The following is a 19415-nucleotide window of genomic DNA, read 5'->3' as shown; positions in this document are numbered from 1 at the left end:
CATTGAGCGTGTTGGACGTCTCACGGACGCACACCATGACGGCCCCCTGACGGCCGGCGGATTCAGGACACCGAACACGCCGCCGTCACCGGGCTTCGTCGAGCGTCAGAAACGCTGAAACTCTCGACGTCCTCAGCGCCACGCTCCCCGGAATCTCGCCGGATGCCACGGGGCGTCCTCGTTGGGAACTCCCAACTCGTGGGCGGCGCGCAATGGCCAGTTGGTGTCCCGCAGAGCTGCCCGTCCGATCATGATGGCGTCGGCACTGCCCTTCTGGAGCAGCTCCTCGGCCAACTCTGCGGTCCAGATCATGCCGACGGTGGCGGTGGGAATCCCGGCCTCGGCGCGCACTCGAGCCGCCAAGTCAGCCTGGTAGGCCGGGGCGACGGGGATCGGTGCGGACGAGTTGCCGCCCGAGGAGGCGTCGAGGAGATCGACTCCGGCCTCCGCGAAACGACGCGACAGCTCGACAGAATCGTCGACCTGCCAGCCGTCTTCCCGCCAGTCGGTGACAGATAGACGCGCCAACAGGGGCATGTCGTCGGGAATCGCACCGCGCACGGCCGTCGCAACCTCCAACGGCAGGCGGACGCGTCCGTCGAAGTCACCGCCCCAGTCGTCGGTGCGGGTGTTGGACAGCGGCGAGTAAAACTGGTGCAGCAGATAACCGTGGGCGCTGTGAAGTTCGACGGCGTCGAATCCAGCGTCCACAGCACGCGCGGCGGCGGCGCGGAAGTCGTCGACGACCTTCTCGATGCCGTTCTCGTCAAGGGCGTTGACGGGCAGGCCGACGTACTGCTTGCCGTCAGCAGGGGCGGTGGTCGGACCGACGGGAATCCAGCCGCCGTGCTCGGGAGGCACCACCTCGCCCTGGAACCCCGGCCACCACTTCTCGGTGGAGGCCTTCCGGCCGGCGTGACCGAGCTGCACGGCGATCTTGCCACCAAGCTCGTGGACGGCATCAGTGACGGTGCGCCAGGCAGCCACTTGGTCGTCATTCCACAACCCGGTGTCAGCAGGGCTGATGCGGCCTTCGGGGCTGACCGCGGTGGCCTCGGCGACGATGAGGCCGAAGCCACCAGCGGCAAAGGACCCGTAATGGACGAGATGCCAGGTGCCCGGGATCCCGTCGTGAGAATCCACCGCGTACTGGCACATCGGTGGTACCCAGGCGCGGTTGCGAACTGTCAGGCTACGGAGAGTGAGGGGCTGGAACAGCAGAGGTGACTTCATGACTCCATGACACCACGCGTTTCAACCGTCATCCCGTCAATCTCGACCGTCAGCCAGGTTGGCAGCCGTGTCAGACGTGGTGGTGGTAATTCGGCTTCCACTCGCGCACTGAGGTCACCTGGACAGCCGTCTTGGGGTAGGGGTCAGCCTCCAGCAAATGATCGAGAACATCGCGGTCAGGCACGGTGTAGATGAGCACCGCTCCGCTGCCGTCAGCCAACGGGCCGGCATTGACGAGCTGGCCACGTTCGCGCATGACATCAAGGTTCTCCAGATGGGCCGGGCGCGCGGCCATGCGCTCCTCGGAATGGGCGGGATCATAATGGGTTTCGACGATGAAAACTGCCATGACTCAATGCTATTGGGACATCGACCGGAACTGAAGCGTTGAGAGGGCGTCGGACGTTGACGCGTCATTGTGCGGCATGGGATGCCCTGGGATGCCGCCACGGTGTCGGTGCTTGTCAAATGACGTTTCGGGAAATCAGGGTGGCAAACGTGCGCGGAACCGTCCCACGACGGGAACATTGGGCGCTCAAGATTTTGACACCAGCTCAGCCAACGGTGCACCAGCCGGTCGCAGCCGCGGTGGTGTCGTTGGCCCCAGCACGGATGAACTTGCGAGTCTGGTTGTTCGACAGCGCGTACCCGGTCTGCGGCTGGGCGGTGGACCGGGCGAAGATCGTGCCGGCGACCTTGCCGTCCGTCGTCAGCAGTGGCCCACCCGAGTTGCCCGGACGTACCGTGCCGCGCAGCGAGAGGATCTCGCGGACGACGGTGTCGGTGCCGTAGATGTTCTCACCGCGAGCCATGATCGACCCACGCACGGTGGCGGCCTCGAGGGTGTACGGACCATCAAGTGGGAATCCGGCGACGACCGTCGGATCACCATCCTTGACAGCCGACGCCATTGTCAAGGCTGGGGCATGAAGGTCGGGAACCGCCAACACCGCCAGGTCCATGTCCGGGTCGTAGGAGACGACGCGGGCTTGCAGTCGAGCCCCAGATCCGCCCACCTGCACGGTGACCTGGTTGGACCCGGCGACGACATGGGCGTTCGTCACCACCCGGTGGCGAGAACTCACCCATCCGGTGCCCTCGGAGGCCCGATCACACCGTGGTGCCCGCGACCGCACCTTGACGATGGATTGAGCTGCGCGCCGCACTCCAGGAGTAGTGACGGTCTCGTCGTCGGGAGCCGGTGCGGGCAGGCTGGGAGCTTCGTCGGCGAAGACCTTCGGGAAGGTGTCAGCAGCTCGGCCGACCAGCCGGGCAGCGGCCTCGTTGACCTCATCCGGGATGACGCGATTGGTCTGGGTGATGACGGATGACTCGTCGATGGCCTCGGTCCATGACGGCGGCAGGATGGGGGAGAGGGCTGTTGCCGCCACCGTGACGACAAGTGCGGTTGCGATGACGTTGAGCACTGAGCCGCCGAAACGGTCCACGTTGCCCAACCCCACCGAGTTGAATGCGCGGTGGATGTGTTGGGCGATGTGGACGCAGATGCCCTGAATGATCTCGGCAATGACGAGGGTGATGCACACCCGCACCGCACCTGCGGCCAGCCAGGTCCAATTCTCGTCGAAGAACTGGGCAGCGACGATGCCGGAGGTCCACAGACCGGCCCACACCCCGAGGACCAACCCGATGAGGCTGGCCACTCCGACGACGGCCCCGCGCATCCACCCGGCCATGGCACGCATGGTGAGGTACACCACGAGGATGACGTCGAGGATGTGCGGCATGGCTCTCCCGTCGGAGGTGGGTGGACGAAGTGACGAATACAGCATCTCAATGGTGCCTTTGAGGTGGCGATGAGCCAACGTAGGGGACCCGAACGCATTCGACTTCGCGGAATTCGTGGTTGTTGGTAGCTTGACGTCATGAGTCATCACGATGGCGAGGATGGGGGCACGCCTGCCCATGACGCGGATTCTGTCCACGACGATCTCGTCATCCTGCTCGACGACGACGGCAACCAGGTCGGGACCGCTCCCCGAGCGACCGTTCACAGCCAGCACACCCCACGACATCTGGCCTTTTCCTGCCATGTCCTTGACGTCGGCGGGCGAGTTCTGCTGACCCGACGAGCCCTGACGAAGGTGGCCTGGCCGGGGGTGTGGACGAACACCTGTTGTGGGCATCCGCGGGTCGGCGAAACGATCATCGACGCGGCAGTGCGTCGCACTCACCAAGAGCTCGGCCTCGATCTCGATCCGCGTCGGATGCGCATCGTCCTTCCTGGTTTTTCCTATCGCGCCACCGACGCTGGCGGCATTGTCGAGGACGAGCTGTGTCCGGTCGTCGTTGCCCGGTTGTCCCTTCCCGAGGAACTCGTCGAGTTGAATCCTGACCCGGACGAGGTCGAAGAGGTCACCTGGGTGGGCTGGCAGGACATGTACGGCCTGGCGCGATCGATGCCGGCCCTGCTGAGCCCCTGGGCGGTCGAGCAGATGCTCGAGTTCGGTCCGGAACTGCCCGTCGTGCGCTGAGCCTCACACCGAGGTCAGCACCTCGCCGTGATCTGGCCAGGCGGCCAGCATGGACGCCGACACATGGCAGACGACGAGACGTCCGGACGCGTCGACGGCGATGAGGCCTCCCGTGGCTGGTGCGCCGTCGGTGACTCGTGACGAGACCTCGTCGGTGAGGGCTCCCATGGCCGCGTGGTTGACGGGTTCACCTGCCAGTCTCATACGAGCATCCACCTCGTGGGCCACCACTCCCTGCAAGAAGGCCTCGCCGTCACCGGTGCAGGAGACGGCCACGACCCCATCCCGGGCGAAGGTACCGGCCCCGACGACCGGGGAATCACCGATGCGACCTACTGACGACGCGACGATCCCGCCCGTAGACGTCGCAGCAGCAAGATGACCGTGATAGTCCCGGGCGACCGCCCCGACTGTGCCATGCCTCGGGGCCTGGTGGCGTCCGGCAAGTACCCGTTCCAGCTGTTCCCGGCGAGCGTCAGTCACGAAGTATTCCGGGGGCTCGACCTCCAGACCCCAGCCTCGGCAGACCTGCTCAGGAGGGTCGCACAGCAGGACATGGGGTGACATGGCGAGGATGGCCCGGGCCAGACGAATCGGGTTGCGGGCATGACGTGAACAGCACACCGCCCCGGCATGTCCGTGGCCGGTCATGACGGCGGCGTCAGTCTCAACCGTCCCCTTCGCTGTGAGGACCCCACCTCGTCCGGCATTGAAGAGCGGATCGTCCTCCATCGCCACGACCGAGGCTGTGACGGCGTCAAGGGCTGGCCCACCAGCGTCAAGAACTGCCTGGCCGGCGTCGAAAGCGTGCCGTAAGGACAGCCGGAACCTCTCGGCATCCTCGCCGGTTCGGGGCGGAACGTTGCCTGCGCCACCGTGGATGACGAGAGTGGGGCCGAGCTGATCGACGACGTGACTAGTCATGCACAGAGCGTAGACGTCGAGGTGGCTTTCACGGGATGGTTGAGGGTCTGTCCACCGGTCTCGGAACCTGCTGTGGAACGACATCGATGTGTTTTCCCCAGCCATGAGGGTTATCCACAGGATTCCTGTGGATAACCCCTCGTCGTGGCAGGTGACATGTGGATGAACATGCCGAGACGAAGGCTCCAGCCGGGTGGAAAAGGGAGCCAACGAGGGTGACAATAATGTTCACGGCGTGGAGGAGGGTTGTCCATGGTGTCGCGGGGCAAGGCCATCAAGACCGTCATCGCCGGTGGTGTCGGAGTCGCTGTAGTCGGGTTGTCGGTGACTGCCGCATGGCCGTCAGACCCGGGATTGCGAGCCGTCCCTGATCACCAACAGCTCGTCTCCAGGCCGATGTCCACCGCATGGTCGGCGTCCTGGTCTGACACGACCCAGCCGACCCCGAACATCACTCAGTCCCCGGCCCCCGTCAACCCTGGAGTCCTCGCCCCGGCAAAGGCTGCAACCCCGACCCCGAGTCCGGCAGTGTCCAGGGTTGCCATGCCGACCGGGGTTCTGCTGTCGAAACCGCTCAACGGCCCGGTCACGTCACCATTTGGCATGAGGTTCCACCCCATCCTCCACGTCTGGAAGCTGCACACTGGCGTCGATTTCGGAGCTTCGTGTGGCACCCCGGTAGGTGCGTCAGCACCAGGAAAGGTCGCCTTCGCGGGCCCTGCGGGTGGGTATGGGAGTCGGGTCGAGGTCGATCACGGCATGATCGCCGGTAAGCACGTCTCGACGACCTACAACCACCTGTCGGTGATCGGAGTAAGGGTGGGGCAAAGGGTTGACGTCCACCAGGCCGTTGCCTTGTCCGGGACGACCGGGTACTCAACGGGATGCCACCTGCACTATGAGGTCGTCGTCAACGGACAGTTCACCGACCCGCTGCCGTGGCTCAATGGCAAGCCTGCTGTCGTGAATCTCGACAAACTCAAGCCTGTCAGGGGAGCGACCGTTCCTGCCGGTGAGTTGCACCATCCTGATCCGGTGCCGCCCACCCCGCATCCGTCGGGTACCCCGAGCCGTCCGACCACGTCGAACAGTCCTTCCAAGCCCAGCTCCACGCCGGTCAGGCCCAGCCGAAAGCCGAGTGCTCCCACACCGTCTTCTGTCTCGACGACGACCCCTGGGAAGGCGCCGTCAACCAGCCCTTCACGGCCCGGACCCACGACGGAGCCGGCATCAGGGCAGCCGACCTCGTCACAGAAGTCCTTGCCCGTCACCTCGACGAGCAGCGATCCAGGTCACTGAGCTTCCTGGCTGCTGGCCTGGGCAGTGCGGGATCTGCCGGCCGAGATGAGCCCGGTCGTCAGGGTGTCGTTGACTCCTCGGCGGGGGGTTTCTGCCGCGGCAGGTACATGGTGAACATGGCGCCACCGCCAGGAGCTCGCGACGCCTTGATCCAGCCTTGGTGACTGGTGACGGTGTGCGCCACGATTGACAGGCCCAGGCCGGTGCCGGGAGTGTTGCGGGCCTGGTCGGAGCGGTAGAACCGGTCGAAGATGTGTGGCAGATCCGCCTCGTCGATGCCCGGCCCCTCATCGCTGACGACGACGGTGTCACCGTCCATCGTGACCGTCACCGTACCCCCGGTGGGGGAGAACTTCACGGCGTTGTCGAGCAGGTTCGTCACGGCTCTCTCAAGAGTTGCCTCGTCACCAAGCACCGGATGGGAGTCCAGGTGAACGTCGAACTCCAGGTTCGGGCCGCGTCGCCGTCCTCTCTCGACGGCCTTCGAAATAACATCTGACAAGTCGAAATACTGCGGTCGAGGGGGAGGGGCGTCCTCGCGCGACAGCTGGACGAGGTCGCCGATGAGGCTGGAGAACTCGCCGAGTTGAGCGGCGACGTCGTCGAGGATCTCGCTGCGCGCCGGGTCTGGGAGCATGTGGCTGTTCTGGTCGGCGATGAGCAGCTCGACGTTGGTACGCATGGATGTCAGCGGGGTACGCAACTCGTGGGAGGCGTCGGCGATGAGCTGCTTCTGGCGTTCCCGTGAGTTCGACAGGGACGACAGCATGGCATTGAAGGAGACGGTGAGGTCTCCCAGTTCGTCGTGGGAGCGGACCGGGATGGGGCTGAGCTCGTCGGTCGCCGTCACTCGGTGGACGGCCCGGGAGAGGTCACGCAGCGGTCGTGTGGCAGAGTTGCCGGCCACGTATCCGGCAATGGCCGTCAGCACGATGCCGACCAGGCTGGTGCCGACCAGGACGATCCACAGTGATCCCAGGGTGGCCTTGGTGCCGGTGAGGTTCTGCCCTGCGACGAGGGCGTAGTGCACCCCGTCCGAGGTGAACGGGATCGCGACGATGCGTACCGGAACTCCACGGGAGTCCATGACAGTGCGGGCCTTGACACCGGTTCCGGTACGGGCGACGGCAAGCTCCTGGACCCCGGTGGTGACGGTGACCTCGGCTCCCGGAGCGGTGGCAACCTGGCCATCGGCGCGCACCAGGATGAGTGTGGTGTTCGTGGCCGCCAGAGAGCTGGCTTCCAGCCCGCCGAGGTTTTGAGGGTCAGCGGCTACGCTCGGGGAGATGGTGGTGGCCATCCGTGTCAGCTGTTCGTCCAGCTCGTCGTACAGCGAGATGCGCGTCATGAGCCAGGCGGACAGGGAGGTCAATGCCACCGCGACGACGACTGAGATCGACACCAGGAGGCTGACCCGGCGCCCCATCGTCATGCGAAGCGGACGTGGACGCCAATCCAGCAGCCTCCGCCACCACCGACGGATCACGAATTCGCTTCCCGCAGCACGTACCCGACGCCGCGGACGGTGTGGATGAGACGCGGCTCACCATCATGCTCGGTCTTGCGACGCAGATAGCCGATGTACACCTCGAGGGAGTTGGCGGTCGTCGGGAAGTCGAATCCCCACACCTCGTGCAGCAGCCACGAGCGTTCCAGCACCTTATCCGGGTTCTGGAGGAAGACGGTGAGCAGGGCAAACTCGGTGCGCGTCAGGCTGATGCGACGGCTGCCGCGGGCGACCTCGCGGGTGCCTGGGTCCAGGGTGAGATCGGCGAAGGACAGCTGCTCGGGGGCCTCAGCGGGTTCCGGCTCGGGACGGGAACGACGAGTCAGGGCGCGCAGGCGGGCCAGCAGCTCGTCCAGGGCGAAGGGCTTGACCATGTAGTCGTCGGCCCCGGCATCCAGGCCATCCACGCGGTCGTCAACGGCGTCGCGGGCGGTGAGGACGAGGATCGGGACGTCGTTGCCGTTGCTGCGCAGCATCCGGGTGGCCTCGAGACCGTCGAGGCGAGGCATCATGACGTCCATGATGACGGCGTCAGGATGGCTGCCGGACAGGTGTGCGAGGGCCTCGACGCCGTCAGCAGCACTGTCGACCTCGTAGCCGCTGTACTGCAGGGATCGGGCGAGGGATTCTCGCACCGCGCGGTCGTCGTCAACGACGAGAATGTGCATGCTCATGGCTTGACGTCCTCCGTCGGGGGCTGTGCAGTGGGATCGGCATCCGAGCGGGGATCGGGTACCGGGCCTGCCGTCGGGGTCGGGTCCGCGGCAGCCTGGGGGTCGGCTGCCGCGGCAGGTGCGTCCTCGGGGGTGGCGGAGCCCTCGGTGGTCTTGGTCTCGTCGTCAGCAGACTTGGACTCCCGCGCGCGACGTCTCTCCTCGGCGCGCTCCCGGGCTGCCTTCTCGCGTTCCTCCTTGTCGTGGGCGGCACGGGTCGCCGCCGCCACCTTTGCCAGACCGTCGAAGCGGGGCTTGTGCGGGGCTGGAGCCGGTTCCGGGGTGACGGGGCGCTGGGAGCGGACGAGAACTCCGTTGACCTCGCGGGTGAACCAGCGAACCAGGCCACGTCCCATCACCTCGGTGTGGCCGGTCGAGGCGTCGATGCGCAGGCAGGTGGCCTCGTCGACGGCAACGGCGTTGGGAAGCAGGCCGGACTCGACGGCCGAGATGATGAGGCCGTCGCCGGAAAGGGTGTCGTTGTGGGTGGAGATGGTTAGGCTGACCAGGCCAAGGCCTTCGACGAAGGTGACCTCGTCGAAGCCCTCAGCACCTGTCTGCTGGCCGACCTGGCGTCCCTGCATTTTCCAGCCCCCTGCCAGAGCGGTGACGCACGGGGCCATCGCACCGGCCGAGAAGCCGAGCCAGGGAGCACCGCCGCGCACCAGCATTGAGAGCTGCTCGGCGGCCGGTGCAAGGCCGTTGATGTAACTGGGCACGGCGCCGCCGCCGACGATGATGCCGGCGAGGGAGTCGAGGTTGTCGGGGAGCTGGAAGGACTCGTTCTCGGTCCACAGCGGGGTGGCCGGGTCGCCCATCGTCGGGGCGGTTCCCGGGCCGTCGAGGTGGATGGTGAGGATGTTCGCGTCGGCCCACCGGGAGGTGACGATGCGCGTCAGTCCAGCGGCCTGGTCAGCGGATTCGGAGGCCGGACCCGCCACCACTACCGCAATGGGAGCGTCAACATTGTGATGCCGGGCCTGGGAGACGAACTCGTCGTAGACCTCCACCAGTGAGTCGTCGTACCCTCCGCCGACCAAGAACAAACTCATGGGGACAGCCTATAGTGCCAGGCCGATTGGTCTCGGCGGACCAGTGCGATGGCGGGGAACCGATCAGGCCAGTGAGCGCACCTCGTCAACGATTCCAGGCATTGCGGACTCGATGGCGTCGAGGGTGTCCTGGAACCCGTCGGTCGAGCCGAACCAAGGGTCCGGCAGGGAGGTGCCAGGGTCGCAGTTGGGGTCGTAGTCGCGGATGAGGCGGAGGTTGTCGGCGTCGGGGGCCATCTGCTTCATCATCTGGAGGTGGCGCGGTTCCGCGGCGATGACAAGGTCTGCGGACATGATCTCGGACTCGTCGATCTGGTGGGCGTTGTGGCCCGAGCAGGGGTATCCGTGGGAGGTCAGGACGGATTTGGCTCGCGAGTCCATCGGGCCGCCGTGCTCCTCGTCGCTGACTCCGGCGCTGGTGACGCGGGCGTCCAGGCCTTCGTCGGCAAAGATCTTCTTGGCGACGAATTCAGCCATGGGGGAACGACAGATGTTCCCCCAGCACACGAAGATGACGGACGGGGTGTTCTCGTTGCTCACAGGGGTTCCTTCCGTGGTCAATGGGTCCAGTCTGCCCGGTGCGGGAAGGGGCATGTCGAGGTTCATACTCGTGGCGAACGGCCTAGACCGGCCACGAACTGCCACCAAGAACCGCGCAAGGGGACGGCGTGAACGTCAACGCCACGACTCTTGCCGGCGCCGGGTCACGGACCGGACGTATCGGCGTCTCTTGTCTCAAATCCCAGATCCACACTTTAAACCGCAATATCCTCGAACCATGAATTCCTGAGTGAGTGACACCGCAGCCCGCCATTCGCGGGTGGACCAGCAGACCAACCAACTCGCCGGGAGATTCATGCCCACAATAACGTCAGAACACAGCACCCAGGCCACCGAGGCCGGGATCAGCGACGAGGTTCGCACTCTTTACGCCGACGCACTGACGCGCGAACTGGCTCTCGCACCACCCTCTCCGAACGGAAATCGGCTTGCGAACCTGTGGCAGGCCCGCACGTACATGCGCCCGTATCTCGGCCGGTTCACCGCGATGGTGGTCTTCGCCTTCCTGTCGACGATGGCGGGCATCGTCACCCCGCTGCTGACCCGGCGCATCATTGACGGCCCCGTCGCTCACTCCGACCATCGTGGTCTGTGGGTGCTGGGTACCGCCGCGATCGGGGTTGGCATCGTCGAGGCCCTTTTCATGTTCCTGCGCCGCTGGGTCGTCGCTCGCGCCACCTTGGGCGTCGAAGCCGGCATCCGGCTGGACATGTACGCCAAGCTGCAGCGCCTACCGCTGGGCTTCCACACCCAGTGGGAGTCGGGTCAGTTGCTCAGCCGCATCATGAACGACCTGTCGACGGTGCGCCGCTTCCTCGGATTCGGCCTGCTGTTCATCATTATGAACACCTTCCAGATCGTCGTCGTGACGATCCTGTTGCTGCGGATGTACTGGCCGCTGGGCATCGTCGTCCTCGTCTCGGCGGTCCCCATTGTCTGGTTGTGTCTGTGGAACGAGCGTCGCTACGTCAAGATCTCCCGCACCATCCAGGACCAAACCGGCGACGTCGCGTCGTCCGTCGAGGAATCGGTCCATGGCCTGCGCGTCATCAAAGCCTTCGGCCGTTCCGAACACGTCTACGAGGGGTTCGACGGCAAGGCGACCACCCTGTGGCAAACCAGCCTGGACCGCGTGAAACTGGTGTCGGCCTTCTGGACCTTCCTCGAGGCCATCCCAACCCTCACCCTCATCGTCGTGCTGGCCATCGGCGCCTACGCGGCGGCCCACGGCCACCTCACCTTGGGAACTCTGGTCGCCTTCATCACCCTGATGCTCAGCCTCATCTGGCCGATCGCCTCGCTGGGGTTCCTGCTCTCGATGACCCAGGACGCCATGACGGCCGCCGATCGCATCACCGAGATTTTCGACGCTCCCGAGACCATCCACGACGGGCCGCGTCGCCTGGAACATCCGGAGGGCGAACTCGTCCTCGACGACGTCTCCTTCCACTACCCCGACTCCGACGAGGACGTCCTGCGCCACGTCGACCTCACGATTGCTCCCGGCGAGACGATCGCCCTGGTCGGCGGTACTGGATCCGGCAAGACGACCTTGACGGCCCTGGTTCCGCGGCTCGCCGACGTCACCGGTGGCGCAATCCGTATCGACGGCGTCGACGTCCGCGACCTTGAGGTCGATAACCTTCGCAGCATCGTCGCGACCGCCTTCGAGGAGGCCACCCTGTTCTCGATGAGCGTCCGAGAGAACCTCACCCTCGGTCGCCCGGAGGCCACCGACGAGGAGATCACCGAGGCCATCGACGTCGCCCAGGCTGGATTCGTCTGGGACCTGCCGTGGGGTCTGGACACCCGCATCGGTGAACAAGGGATGAGCCTGTCGGGAGGTCAGCGTCAGCGCTTGGCCTTGGCCCGCGCGGTGCTCGCCAAGCCTCGCATCCTCGTCCTCGACGACACCCTCTCGGCCCTGGACATGAACACCGAGGCCCTCGTCGAGGCGGCCCTGAAGCGGGGCCTCGTCGGGGTGACGGGAATCGTCGTCGCACACCGAGCGTCCACCGTGCTGCTGGCCGACCGAGTTGCCCTGCTGCAAGAGGGGACGATCACCCACATCGGTACGCACTCGGAGTTGCTGGCGACCGTCCCTGAGTATCGGGAGCTGCTGAGCGCCGACTACGACGCCGAGCAGGGGATGTCCGGGGAGTCCGTGGAGACCACGGGAGAGGAGGCTGATCGTGCCTGACGAGAAGGCAGAACACGACACCACTTCCGAAATGCCCACCGCCGAGGAGAAACGCGCGGCAGTGGACAAGCGCACCGCCGAGGACTGGCGTGGCGTCGCCAACGAGGAGGCCAGCGAGGTCTCTGCCAAGGCCGCCGGCCTGCTCAAGGCTCGCTCCCGGGCTCTGCTGTGGTCCCTCCTCAAGCCTTACAAGACTGTGGTCTGGGTGTTGCTGGCGGCCATCGTCGTCGAGAACCTCGCCCGACTCGCGTCCCCGGCTCTGGTTCGCCGTGGCATCGACCTGGGCATCCCGCCCTTCATACACGGCGGCTCGGCGCGCAACCTCGTTGTCACCGTCATCGCCATGCTCGTCGCCCTGGTGATCCAGGTGACGACCCGTATCTACTTCTTGCGGGTGTCCGGCCGTATTGGCCAGGACGTGCTGCTCGAGTTGCGGCGTCGCGTCTTCCGCCACTTCCAGCGCCTCGACGTCGCCTTCCACGACAAGTACACGTCGGGGCGCGTCGTCTCCCGCATGACCAGCGACATCGACGCCATCGCCGACCTCATGGAGGAGGGAGTCGACGGTCTCGTGTCGGCCGTTCTCACCCTCATCGGCACCGGCGTCATGCTCCTCGTCATGGACTGGAGGCTGGGCCTCATCTGCCTGGCGTCGCTGTTCTTCGTCTCCCTGCTGGTGAAATGGTTCTCGACGGAGTCGAGCCGGACCTTCCGCAAGGTGCGCAACGCCTCGGCCCAGGTCATCATCCAGTTCTCCGAGACGATGACCGGCATCAAAGCGGTCCAGGCATACCGTCGCGAGCCGCGCAACCAGGAGATCTTCACCGAGCTGGCCGACCGCTACCGTGGGATCAACGTCCGGGCGATGCGACTGTTCGCAATTTTCATGCCGGGCATCACCCTGATCGGCAACGTCACCATCGGACTCATGCTGCTTATCGGCGGTTACTTCGCCCTGCGCGGCTGGACGACGGTCGGCGTCCTGACGGCCTTCCTGCTGTACTTGCGCCAGTTCTTCGAGCCCCTCAAGGACATCGGTCAGTTCTACAACACCTTCCAGTCGGCGTCCTCGGCCCTGGAGAAACTCTCGGGGGTGCTCGAGCAGGAAGCCGCCGTAGCCGAGCCGGAAGAGCCGATGGAGCTGACGACCGCCGACGGCGCGGTGGATTTCGACCACGTCATGTTCGGCTACAACTCCGAGCGCGAGGTGCTGCCCGACCTCGACCTGCACATTCCTGCCGGTCAGACGGTCGCTCTGGTCGGAACGACGGGCGCTGGCAAGACGACGATTGCCAAGCTCATCTCGCGGTTCCATGACCCGACGTGCGGTCACGTGCGTCTCGACGGCCACGACCTGCGCGAGCTGTCGGACGCCGACCTGCGTCGCGCGGTGACGATGGTGACCCAGGAGAACTTCATCTTCGCCGGCACCATCGCCGACAACATCTCGTTCGGCCGTCCCGACGCGACCCGCGACGAGATCGAAGCCGCCGCCCGCGCGGTCGGTGCTGACGGGTTCATCGATGCCCTGCCCGAGGGCTACGACACCGATGTGTCCCAGCGCGGTGGACGTCTGTCGGCCGGTCAGCGTCAGTTGGTGGCGTTTGCCCGGGCCTTCCTCGCTGATCCTGCGGTGCTGATCCTCGACGAGGCGACGTCGTCATTGGACATCCCCTCGGAGCGTCTGGTGCAGCGAGCCTTGCGGACGATCCTGGCCGACCGGACCGCCGTCATCATCGCTCATCGTCTGTCCACGGTGGAGATCGCCGACCGGGTGCTCGTGCTGGAACACGGCCAGATCCAGGAGGATGGTTCCCCCGCCGAGTTGGAGGCCCAGGGCGGACGCTACGCCGAACTCCACAACGCTTGGCAGGAGTCCCTCGCCTGACGGTGGCGTCCTGGGCTCGGCCCGGAGTCCCCGAGGCGGGGTTGAACCGGCCCCCACGTGTGGTGTGGTAATCGCGATCCTGATGGTGGGTGCTGCTACGACAGGTGGCAGTACCCACGGTCGTAACCGAGATTTCCACCACGTCGACACGTCTCACCCCTGCGCACGTCGCGCTGCCCCCAGTCACAGCAGAACCCCGGCCCGGGATCACTCCCAGGCCGGGGTTCTTCAGTATGAGGTTGTGTCAATCCTTGGATCAGACACCAGTTCTCGGCAGGCCGGGCTTGCCGTTGCTGGAGCCGTTGTCAGATCCGGGGGTTCCTCCCGGGTTGACGTCGTGGCCCGGGGTGCCAGACTGGCCCGGCTTCGGGGCCGGGATCACAGCGCCACCAGGCTGATCGCCGGACGGTACTGACAGCTTGGCGGCGAAGCGCACCGTGGTGCCGGAATCCGGGAAGGTGAAGACGATGGTGGCCTCACCGCTGACCAGACCCTTGGCGGTCGGCACCTTGACGGTCACGGAGGACGAACCGTCCTTGACCGGGGTGGTGGCGACGTCGACGGTCTTATCACCCTGAACGATCTGGGTCTTCATCGTCTTGTTAACGACGGAGTCCTTCGAGGTGAAGTCGACGGTGTCGGGGGCAACTGCCTTGTCAGCCGGCTTGCCAATGGTGAAGGTGGCATCCTTGGACATGCCCTCCTTGAGGGAGGTCGTCAGGGAGACGGCACGCTTGGCGAAGTCAGGTTTGAGGGTCTTCTGAGCCTTGATCCAGTCAACCCAGGCGGACAGGTCGATCTTTCCGGTGTCGACCGGCTTGGATCCCTTGGCGAGTTCGGTGAAGTTGTCACCACCGGCGATGAGGAAGGAACCGGAACCCACGGTGTAGGTGCCCCTGGGATCGATCGGCTCGCCGTTGATCCGGATGGAGGTGATGCGGTCACCTTCCTTGCGGGACTCGTCGTAGGTGTAGGTGACGTTCTTGGAGACGCCGAGCTGCAAATACGGACGTGACGGGACCTCGCCCTTGTCATTACGCTGCCACTGCTGCTCCAGCGTCTTCTTGAACTGAGCGCCGGTGATCCTGGTGGTCATCAGCGTGTTCGCGAAGGGGAGCACCTGGGCGGCCTGTTTGTAGGTGATGTCCTTCTCGAGCAGGGAGGCGCGGGTTCCACCGGGGTTCTGCAGACCAATGAAGTTGGGGTCGCCCTTGCCGAGGGTGTCCTTGAACATGTCGGCGACCATGTTGGACATCGTCGACTCGCGGTCACGGACGTTGGCGGCGAATTTCTGGTCGGTCTCGTTCGACGGGGTGGTGATCGGAGCGGTCTCGTGCCCGATGACGGTGGCGCCGACCTCATCCGACTTGGCCTTGGCATCCTCGTAGATCGAGGTGATCTTGGCGATCGTCGGGTCGTCGGCCGGGGTGCTGGCCGGATCGGTGATTGAGGCGTCCGTCGAGCAGAGCTTCTTCTGCTCGGAGTCCCAGGCCACCTTCACCTTGGCCAGGTGAGCGCCGTAGGAACCGGCCTGCAGCAGTGGGGCGCCGGCCTTGTCCTTCCACGAGTACACCTGGTGGGTGTGGCCGTTGAAGACCAGGTCGACGTCGGAGGAGGTGTCGGCGTAGATCGGGGCGAAGTTACCGCCCTGGCTGGCCGGATCGGCGGAACCGTCAGCAGCGCCCTCATGGTACTCGGCGACGACGACGTCAGCCAGGCCCTCGCTCTTGAGACGCTTGGCCTCGGCGTTGACGGCCTTGACCGGGTCACCGATGGTGAGGTTGGAGATGCCGGCGGGGGAGACCAAGGAGGGGAGGTCATGAGTGACGGCTCCGACGATGCCGATACGGACACCATCCTTGACGATGACGGTCGACGCCTTGAGGGGAGCGGCAACCTTCTTGGTGCCCTTCTCGTAGACGTTGGCACCCAGGTAGGGGCTCTCGGTGTGCGGCATGATGCGCTCGGCGAGATCCTTCCAGCCCTTGTCGAACTCGTGGTTGCCGACGGCATTGGCCTCGACGCCCGCGGCGTTCAGCATGGCGATGGTCGGTTCGTCATTGAGGGAGCCGGACTCGAAGGTCGAGCCACCGACGTTGTCGCCGTCACTCAGCAGCAGAACCTTGTCGGCTCCATTCGCGTTGCGGGCCTCGACGACCGGGGTGAAGAGGTTGGCACCCGTGGCGATGCGACCGTGGAAGTCGTTGACGTTGAAGATCTCGACGTTCTTGTCGCCGTTGCATGATGTGGCCGGCGCGGACGGGGCGCCGCTTCCGTCTGGTGCGGCAGAGGCCGGGTTGGCAATGAAGCTGCCGCCCATCCCGGCCACGCACAGCACCGATAGGCCGGCAATTCGGGCCCTGCATCGGTGATTCATGGGTTCTCCCTGGGGTTCGTCCGAATACTCATGTTGTGCCCAAAAGGCATACACAGCTAGCGTCGCCCATTTCTGGCCGAGCTCGCAAGGGGTCGGAGGAACTTCGCCATGAGGAATTCATGTCTCCGTCACTTCGGCGCGAGGAGTACTGAGGATAGGCGAACCTTGTGTTATTGATTTCAAGAATGGAGGTACTGATTGGCGGTGTCGGAAATTACCGACAATGGACCGGACGCCGTGACGGTGTCGTCACGGCGTCCGGTCCATGGAACATCCTTGTCACACCCTCGGTAGTCCGTCAGCGGGAACTCTCTCCGGCAGCTCTCCGTGGTAGCCCGGCGGCACGTAGGCGCAGGACGGGTCGGAGGCCAGATAGTCCCCGGTCATGGCGTAGGCCGTCGAACGAGACCCACCACAGAAGTGGTTGAAGTTGCAGGCTCCGCACTTGCCGGAGAACCCGTTCGGGTTGCGAAGTCCCTGGAACACCGGGGAGGTCCGGTAGATCTCGGGGAAGGGCTTCTCCTTGATCGACCCGCAGTGGATCGGCAGGAATCCCGACGGGTAGACGTCGCCGGTGTGGTCGATGAACGCGAATCCGGACCCGGAGTTGATGGCCAGTGGAGTACGCGGGGGGCGTGGGTCCTCGATGACGTCGCCGAGCAGCTCGTTGGTCTCGCGGGTCAGCCACTCGTAGAGCTCGCCATGGCGAACCGGTCGCTCCTTGCCCTGACGGACAGCCTCGCGCTGGAAGGCGATGCGCCGATACTGAGGCGCCTCGGTCGTCTTGATGGCGATGCGCGTGGAGTTGTCGTGCAGCCAGTACAGGACGTCCTCACGCTCCAGCGGTGACAGCATGTCGAGCTGGGCGCCGCGTCCGGTCGGAACAAGCATGAACGTGTAGAACATGAACGCACCGAGGTCGATGGCGTTCTTGAGCATCTGCGGTGCCTCGTGGATGTTCTTGGCGGTGAACACCGTGTTGAGCTGGAAGCGCATGTCGAGGTCGTTGAGCATGTGGCAGGCCTCGACGGTGCGCTCGAAGGTTCCCGGGAAACCGCGGAAGGCGTCGTGGGTGGCAGGGGAGCCGCCGTCGAGGGACATCGACATCATCGAGACGCCGGCATCCTGCACGGTCTTGACCCGGTCACGCGTGAACAGTGGGGTCACCGAGGGTGAGATTGACACGTGCAGGCCCTTGCTGACGCCGTACTCGATGAGGTCGACGAGGTCGGGACGCTCGAAGCAGTCACCACCGGTGAGGATGAGCATCGGGTAGGGACGCTCGTAGCTCGTCAGCTGGTCGATGAGTTCGTGGCCCTGGGCGTTCGTCAACTGGCCGGGGGCGGCGTGGTGCTGGGCCTCGGCGCGGCAGTGCTGGCAGACCAGGGCGCAGGCGCGGGTGACCTCCCAGATGACGATGAAGGGCTTGTCGTTGAGGTCGTGCTTGATCTCGCGGACGAGCGGGCCGTGGCCGGGATGTCCACCTGGGTGGCCACCGGGATGCCCGGCAGGATGACCCGCGGACGCACCCGGATGTCCGGGCTGCACTGGCCGCTCGGGTTGATCAGTGGTAGTGGTCACTTCTCCTCCTCCTTCGAGGTGATCTGACGGGCAAGACGTCGGCCGGCGACGATGGCGGTGCCGACTCCGGCACCGTCGATCCCGGCCCCGCCGACGTGGAGTCCGGTGTCGTCAAGGATGGTGGCGAGTGTGGCCATGCGCTCCCGGTGGCCGGGGACTGGCTGCGGCATGGCGCCACGGTGACGCTCGATGACGTGGTCGTGAGGGTGAGCACTCAATCCTAGACGCTCCAGTTCAGCCATGGTCATGGTGACGAGGTCGTCGTCGGAGAGGTCGTCGATGGGGGTTCCACCGTGACGCCCCATGGCGATCCGGAGAGTGGGCTCGGAGAGATGCCACTTCGTCGAGAGATTCGTCACCTGGCGTACCAACGGGGACCATTCCGAGCCGATGAACCACGTCTGAGCCGTGGCGATCGGGTGATCCACCTGGTCAGTTCGCACCACGAGCGTGGCAACCGTGGTGCTCTCACACCGGGACAGCAACTCCGAGGCATCGGGGTGTGCGGTGGACAACAGAGCTGCAGCGACCCTGGCGGGCGTGGCGATGATGACATCGTCGGCGGCAACTGATCCGATTCCTCGCGGTCCTGTGACGGTGACGACCCATTCATGGCCAACCTGCCGGATTCCCGTGGCACGGGTGTTCGTGTGCACGGTGAGGTCCCCAGCCAGCGCCTCCGGCAGTGTCACCAAACCGTGTTCCCATGTCGCGGTGGCAGGGGTGCGGGGTCCGGAGGGCTGAGGACGATGACGAATGCGCGACCATGTAGCGACCGCATTGCGTTTGAGGGTCCCAGTGACGAGGGACTCACCCTTCCTGACGGTCTGCCTCAAGGCCGGAGCCGCGACCGCGAGGGAAAAGTTGTCGACGTCGGCGGCGTGAATGCCACCCAGCAGGGGATCGACGACGGCTCGGCCGACTTCGTCACCAAATCGTTCCGAGATGAACTGGCCGACGCTGACGTCGTCAGGGTGTGGGCGGGAGGTGAAGGGCTCCAGGCCGGCTCGCAGCAGGCCGATGGGAGAGAGGATCCGCGAGGTGATCGTCGGTAGGAGTTTCGTGGGGCCGACCGGCGTCACTCCGGCCGGCATCTCCACGACCCCGCGTCGGCTCGACAACAAGGTGCCTCCGGGGGCGGGATGACGCATCGAGTCCGTCAGCCCCAGTTCCGACACCAGATCGGAGACGCCTGGGGCACGCAGCGGTACGGCCTCGGCTCCCATCTCGACCATGTCGGCCCCAAACCGACGGGAACTGACCTGTCCGCCGACACTCGGTCCTGCTTCCAGGACGACGACTCGGCAACCGTGGCTCCGCAGCTGGTGTGCGGCTGCCAGGCCTGTCATCCCGGCACCGATGATCGCCACTGTTTTGCTCACCAGTTGATAGTACGCAAGAGCTTGTGAGAGCCGACGACCGGGGTCGAAACCGTGGATAACCTACGGAACGGTAACCTCAGACTTGTTGGCTCCCTACGGAGCGGTAAGTTCTGTTTGGAACTGGGCTAGTCGGCGTCCAGAATGAAGCACGGAACACTCGACCAGGAGGAAGATGTGACCGAGAACATCAGTGCCGACGAGGG

General features: G+C 65.3%; 15 protein-coding genes. 4 read left to right on the top strand and 11 right to left on the bottom strand.

All coding sequences use genetic code 11. The features are described from left to right. Nucleotides 1-132 precede the first annotated feature (132 nt). From ACP8ML_RS11025 to ACP8ML_RS11015, 3 genes are all read right to left on the bottom strand, one after another. The gene (locus tag ACP8ML_RS11025) at nucleotides 133-1233 is read right to left on the bottom strand and encodes an NADH:flavin oxidoreductase/NADH oxidase (RefSeq protein ID WP_117189730.1); all 1101 of its coding nucleotides are present in this window, start codon (nucleotides 1231-1233) and stop codon (nucleotides 133-135) included. A gap of 70 nt (nucleotides 1234-1303) precedes the next feature. After that, nucleotides 1304-1582 carry a YciI family protein gene (locus ACP8ML_RS11020; RefSeq protein WP_016666283.1) on the bottom strand — a complete coding sequence of 93 codons (279 nt, stop codon included), beginning with the start codon at nucleotides 1580-1582 and terminating at the stop codon, nucleotides 1304-1306. 205 nt (nucleotides 1583-1787) lie between these two features. Then, nucleotides 1788-2981 carry a MarP family serine protease gene (locus ACP8ML_RS11015; RefSeq protein WP_117189729.1) on the bottom strand — a complete coding sequence of 398 codons (1194 nt, stop codon included), beginning with the start codon at nucleotides 2979-2981 and terminating at the stop codon, nucleotides 1788-1790. Nucleotides 2982-3119: 138 nt separating this feature from the next. On the opposite strand from ACP8ML_RS11015, the gene idi reads away from it, so the two are divergent. Next, the gene (gene idi, locus ACP8ML_RS11010) at nucleotides 3120-3728 is read left to right on the top strand and encodes an isopentenyl-diphosphate Delta-isomerase (RefSeq protein WP_117189728.1); all 609 of its coding nucleotides are present in this window, start codon (nucleotides 3120-3122) and stop codon (nucleotides 3726-3728) included. 3 nt (nucleotides 3729-3731) lie between these two features. On the opposite strand, the gene ACP8ML_RS11005 is transcribed toward idi, so the two are convergent. Next, nucleotides 3732-4652 carry an isoaspartyl peptidase/L-asparaginase family protein gene (locus ACP8ML_RS11005; protein WP_171048668.1) on the bottom strand — a complete coding sequence of 307 codons (921 nt, stop codon included), beginning with the start codon at nucleotides 4650-4652 and terminating at the stop codon, nucleotides 3732-3734. 252 nt (nucleotides 4653-4904) lie between these two features. Between ACP8ML_RS11005 and ACP8ML_RS11000 the strand changes: the two genes are divergently transcribed. Then, complete coding sequence (locus ACP8ML_RS11000) at nucleotides 4905-5951, top strand: M23 family metallopeptidase (protein ID WP_117189726.1); 1047 nt, start codon at nucleotides 4905-4907, stop codon at nucleotides 5949-5951. Between the two features lie 58 nt (nucleotides 5952-6009). Here ACP8ML_RS11000 and ACP8ML_RS10995 read toward each other — a convergent pair whose 3' ends face one another. The 4 genes from ACP8ML_RS10995 to ACP8ML_RS10980 all read right to left on the bottom strand — a co-directional run bounded on the left by ACP8ML_RS10995 (nucleotide 6010) and on the right by ACP8ML_RS10980 (nucleotide 9763). Then, on the bottom strand, nucleotides 6010-7383 hold the full coding sequence (locus ACP8ML_RS10995) for a sensor histidine kinase (RefSeq protein WP_117189725.1): 1374 nt from the start codon (nucleotides 7381-7383) through the stop codon (nucleotides 6010-6012). 50 nt (nucleotides 7384-7433) lie between these two features. Continuing rightward, nucleotides 7434-8126, bottom strand: coding sequence for a response regulator transcription factor (locus ACP8ML_RS10990; protein WP_270237372.1), 693 nt, complete (start codon nucleotides 8124-8126; stop codon nucleotides 7434-7436). A 2-nt stretch (nucleotides 8127-8128) separates the two neighbouring features. Continuing rightward, nucleotides 8129-9223: a cyanophycinase gene (locus ACP8ML_RS10985; protein WP_117189723.1), complete on the bottom strand. Its 1095-nt coding sequence runs from the start codon at nucleotides 9221-9223 to the stop codon at nucleotides 8129-8131. Between the two features lie 63 nt (nucleotides 9224-9286). After that, the gene (locus ACP8ML_RS10980; protein WP_016666276.1) at nucleotides 9287-9763 is read right to left on the bottom strand and encodes a low molecular weight protein-tyrosine-phosphatase; all 477 of its coding nucleotides are present in this window, start codon (nucleotides 9761-9763) and stop codon (nucleotides 9287-9289) included. A 250-nt stretch (nucleotides 9764-10013) separates the two neighbouring features. On the opposite strand from ACP8ML_RS10980, the gene ACP8ML_RS10975 reads away from it, so the two are divergent. Next, nucleotides 10014-11984, top strand: a complete 1971-nt coding sequence (locus ACP8ML_RS10975; protein WP_486702932.1) for an ABC transporter ATP-binding protein — start codon at nucleotides 10014-10016, stop codon at nucleotides 11982-11984. After that, a complete protein-coding gene (locus tag ACP8ML_RS10970) occupies nucleotides 11977-13872 on the top strand; it encodes an ABC transporter ATP-binding protein (RefSeq protein WP_346723507.1) in 1896 nt (631 codons plus the stop codon). The genes ACP8ML_RS10975 and ACP8ML_RS10970 overlap by 8 nt, the downstream gene beginning before the upstream one ends. Before the next feature lie 256 nt (nucleotides 13873-14128). On the opposite strand, the gene ACP8ML_RS10965 is transcribed toward ACP8ML_RS10970, so the two are convergent. From ACP8ML_RS10965 to hemG, 3 genes are all read right to left on the bottom strand, one after another. Further along, complete coding sequence (locus tag ACP8ML_RS10965; RefSeq protein ID WP_333490151.1) at nucleotides 14129-16249, bottom strand: bifunctional metallophosphatase/5'-nucleotidase; 2121 nt, start codon at nucleotides 16247-16249, stop codon at nucleotides 14129-14131. A gap of 279 nt (nucleotides 16250-16528) precedes the next feature. Continuing rightward, the gene (locus ACP8ML_RS10960; RefSeq protein WP_252908540.1) at nucleotides 16529-17830 is read right to left on the bottom strand and encodes a TIGR04053 family radical SAM/SPASM domain-containing protein; all 1302 of its coding nucleotides are present in this window, start codon (nucleotides 17828-17830) and stop codon (nucleotides 16529-16531) included. Further along, a complete protein-coding gene (gene hemG / locus ACP8ML_RS10955) occupies nucleotides 17827-19179 on the bottom strand; it encodes a protoporphyrinogen oxidase (protein ID WP_249361333.1) in 1353 nt (450 codons plus the stop codon). Before hemG ends, ACP8ML_RS10960 begins: the two co-directional genes overlap by 4 nt. Between the last annotated feature and the right edge of the window lie 236 nt (nucleotides 19180-19415).

The organism is Cutibacterium sp. LaCa_255 (assembly GCF_057458005.1).
The sequence above is the reverse complement of the archived record's forward strand: the minus strand, read 5'-3'. Positions and strand labels throughout refer to the sequence as shown.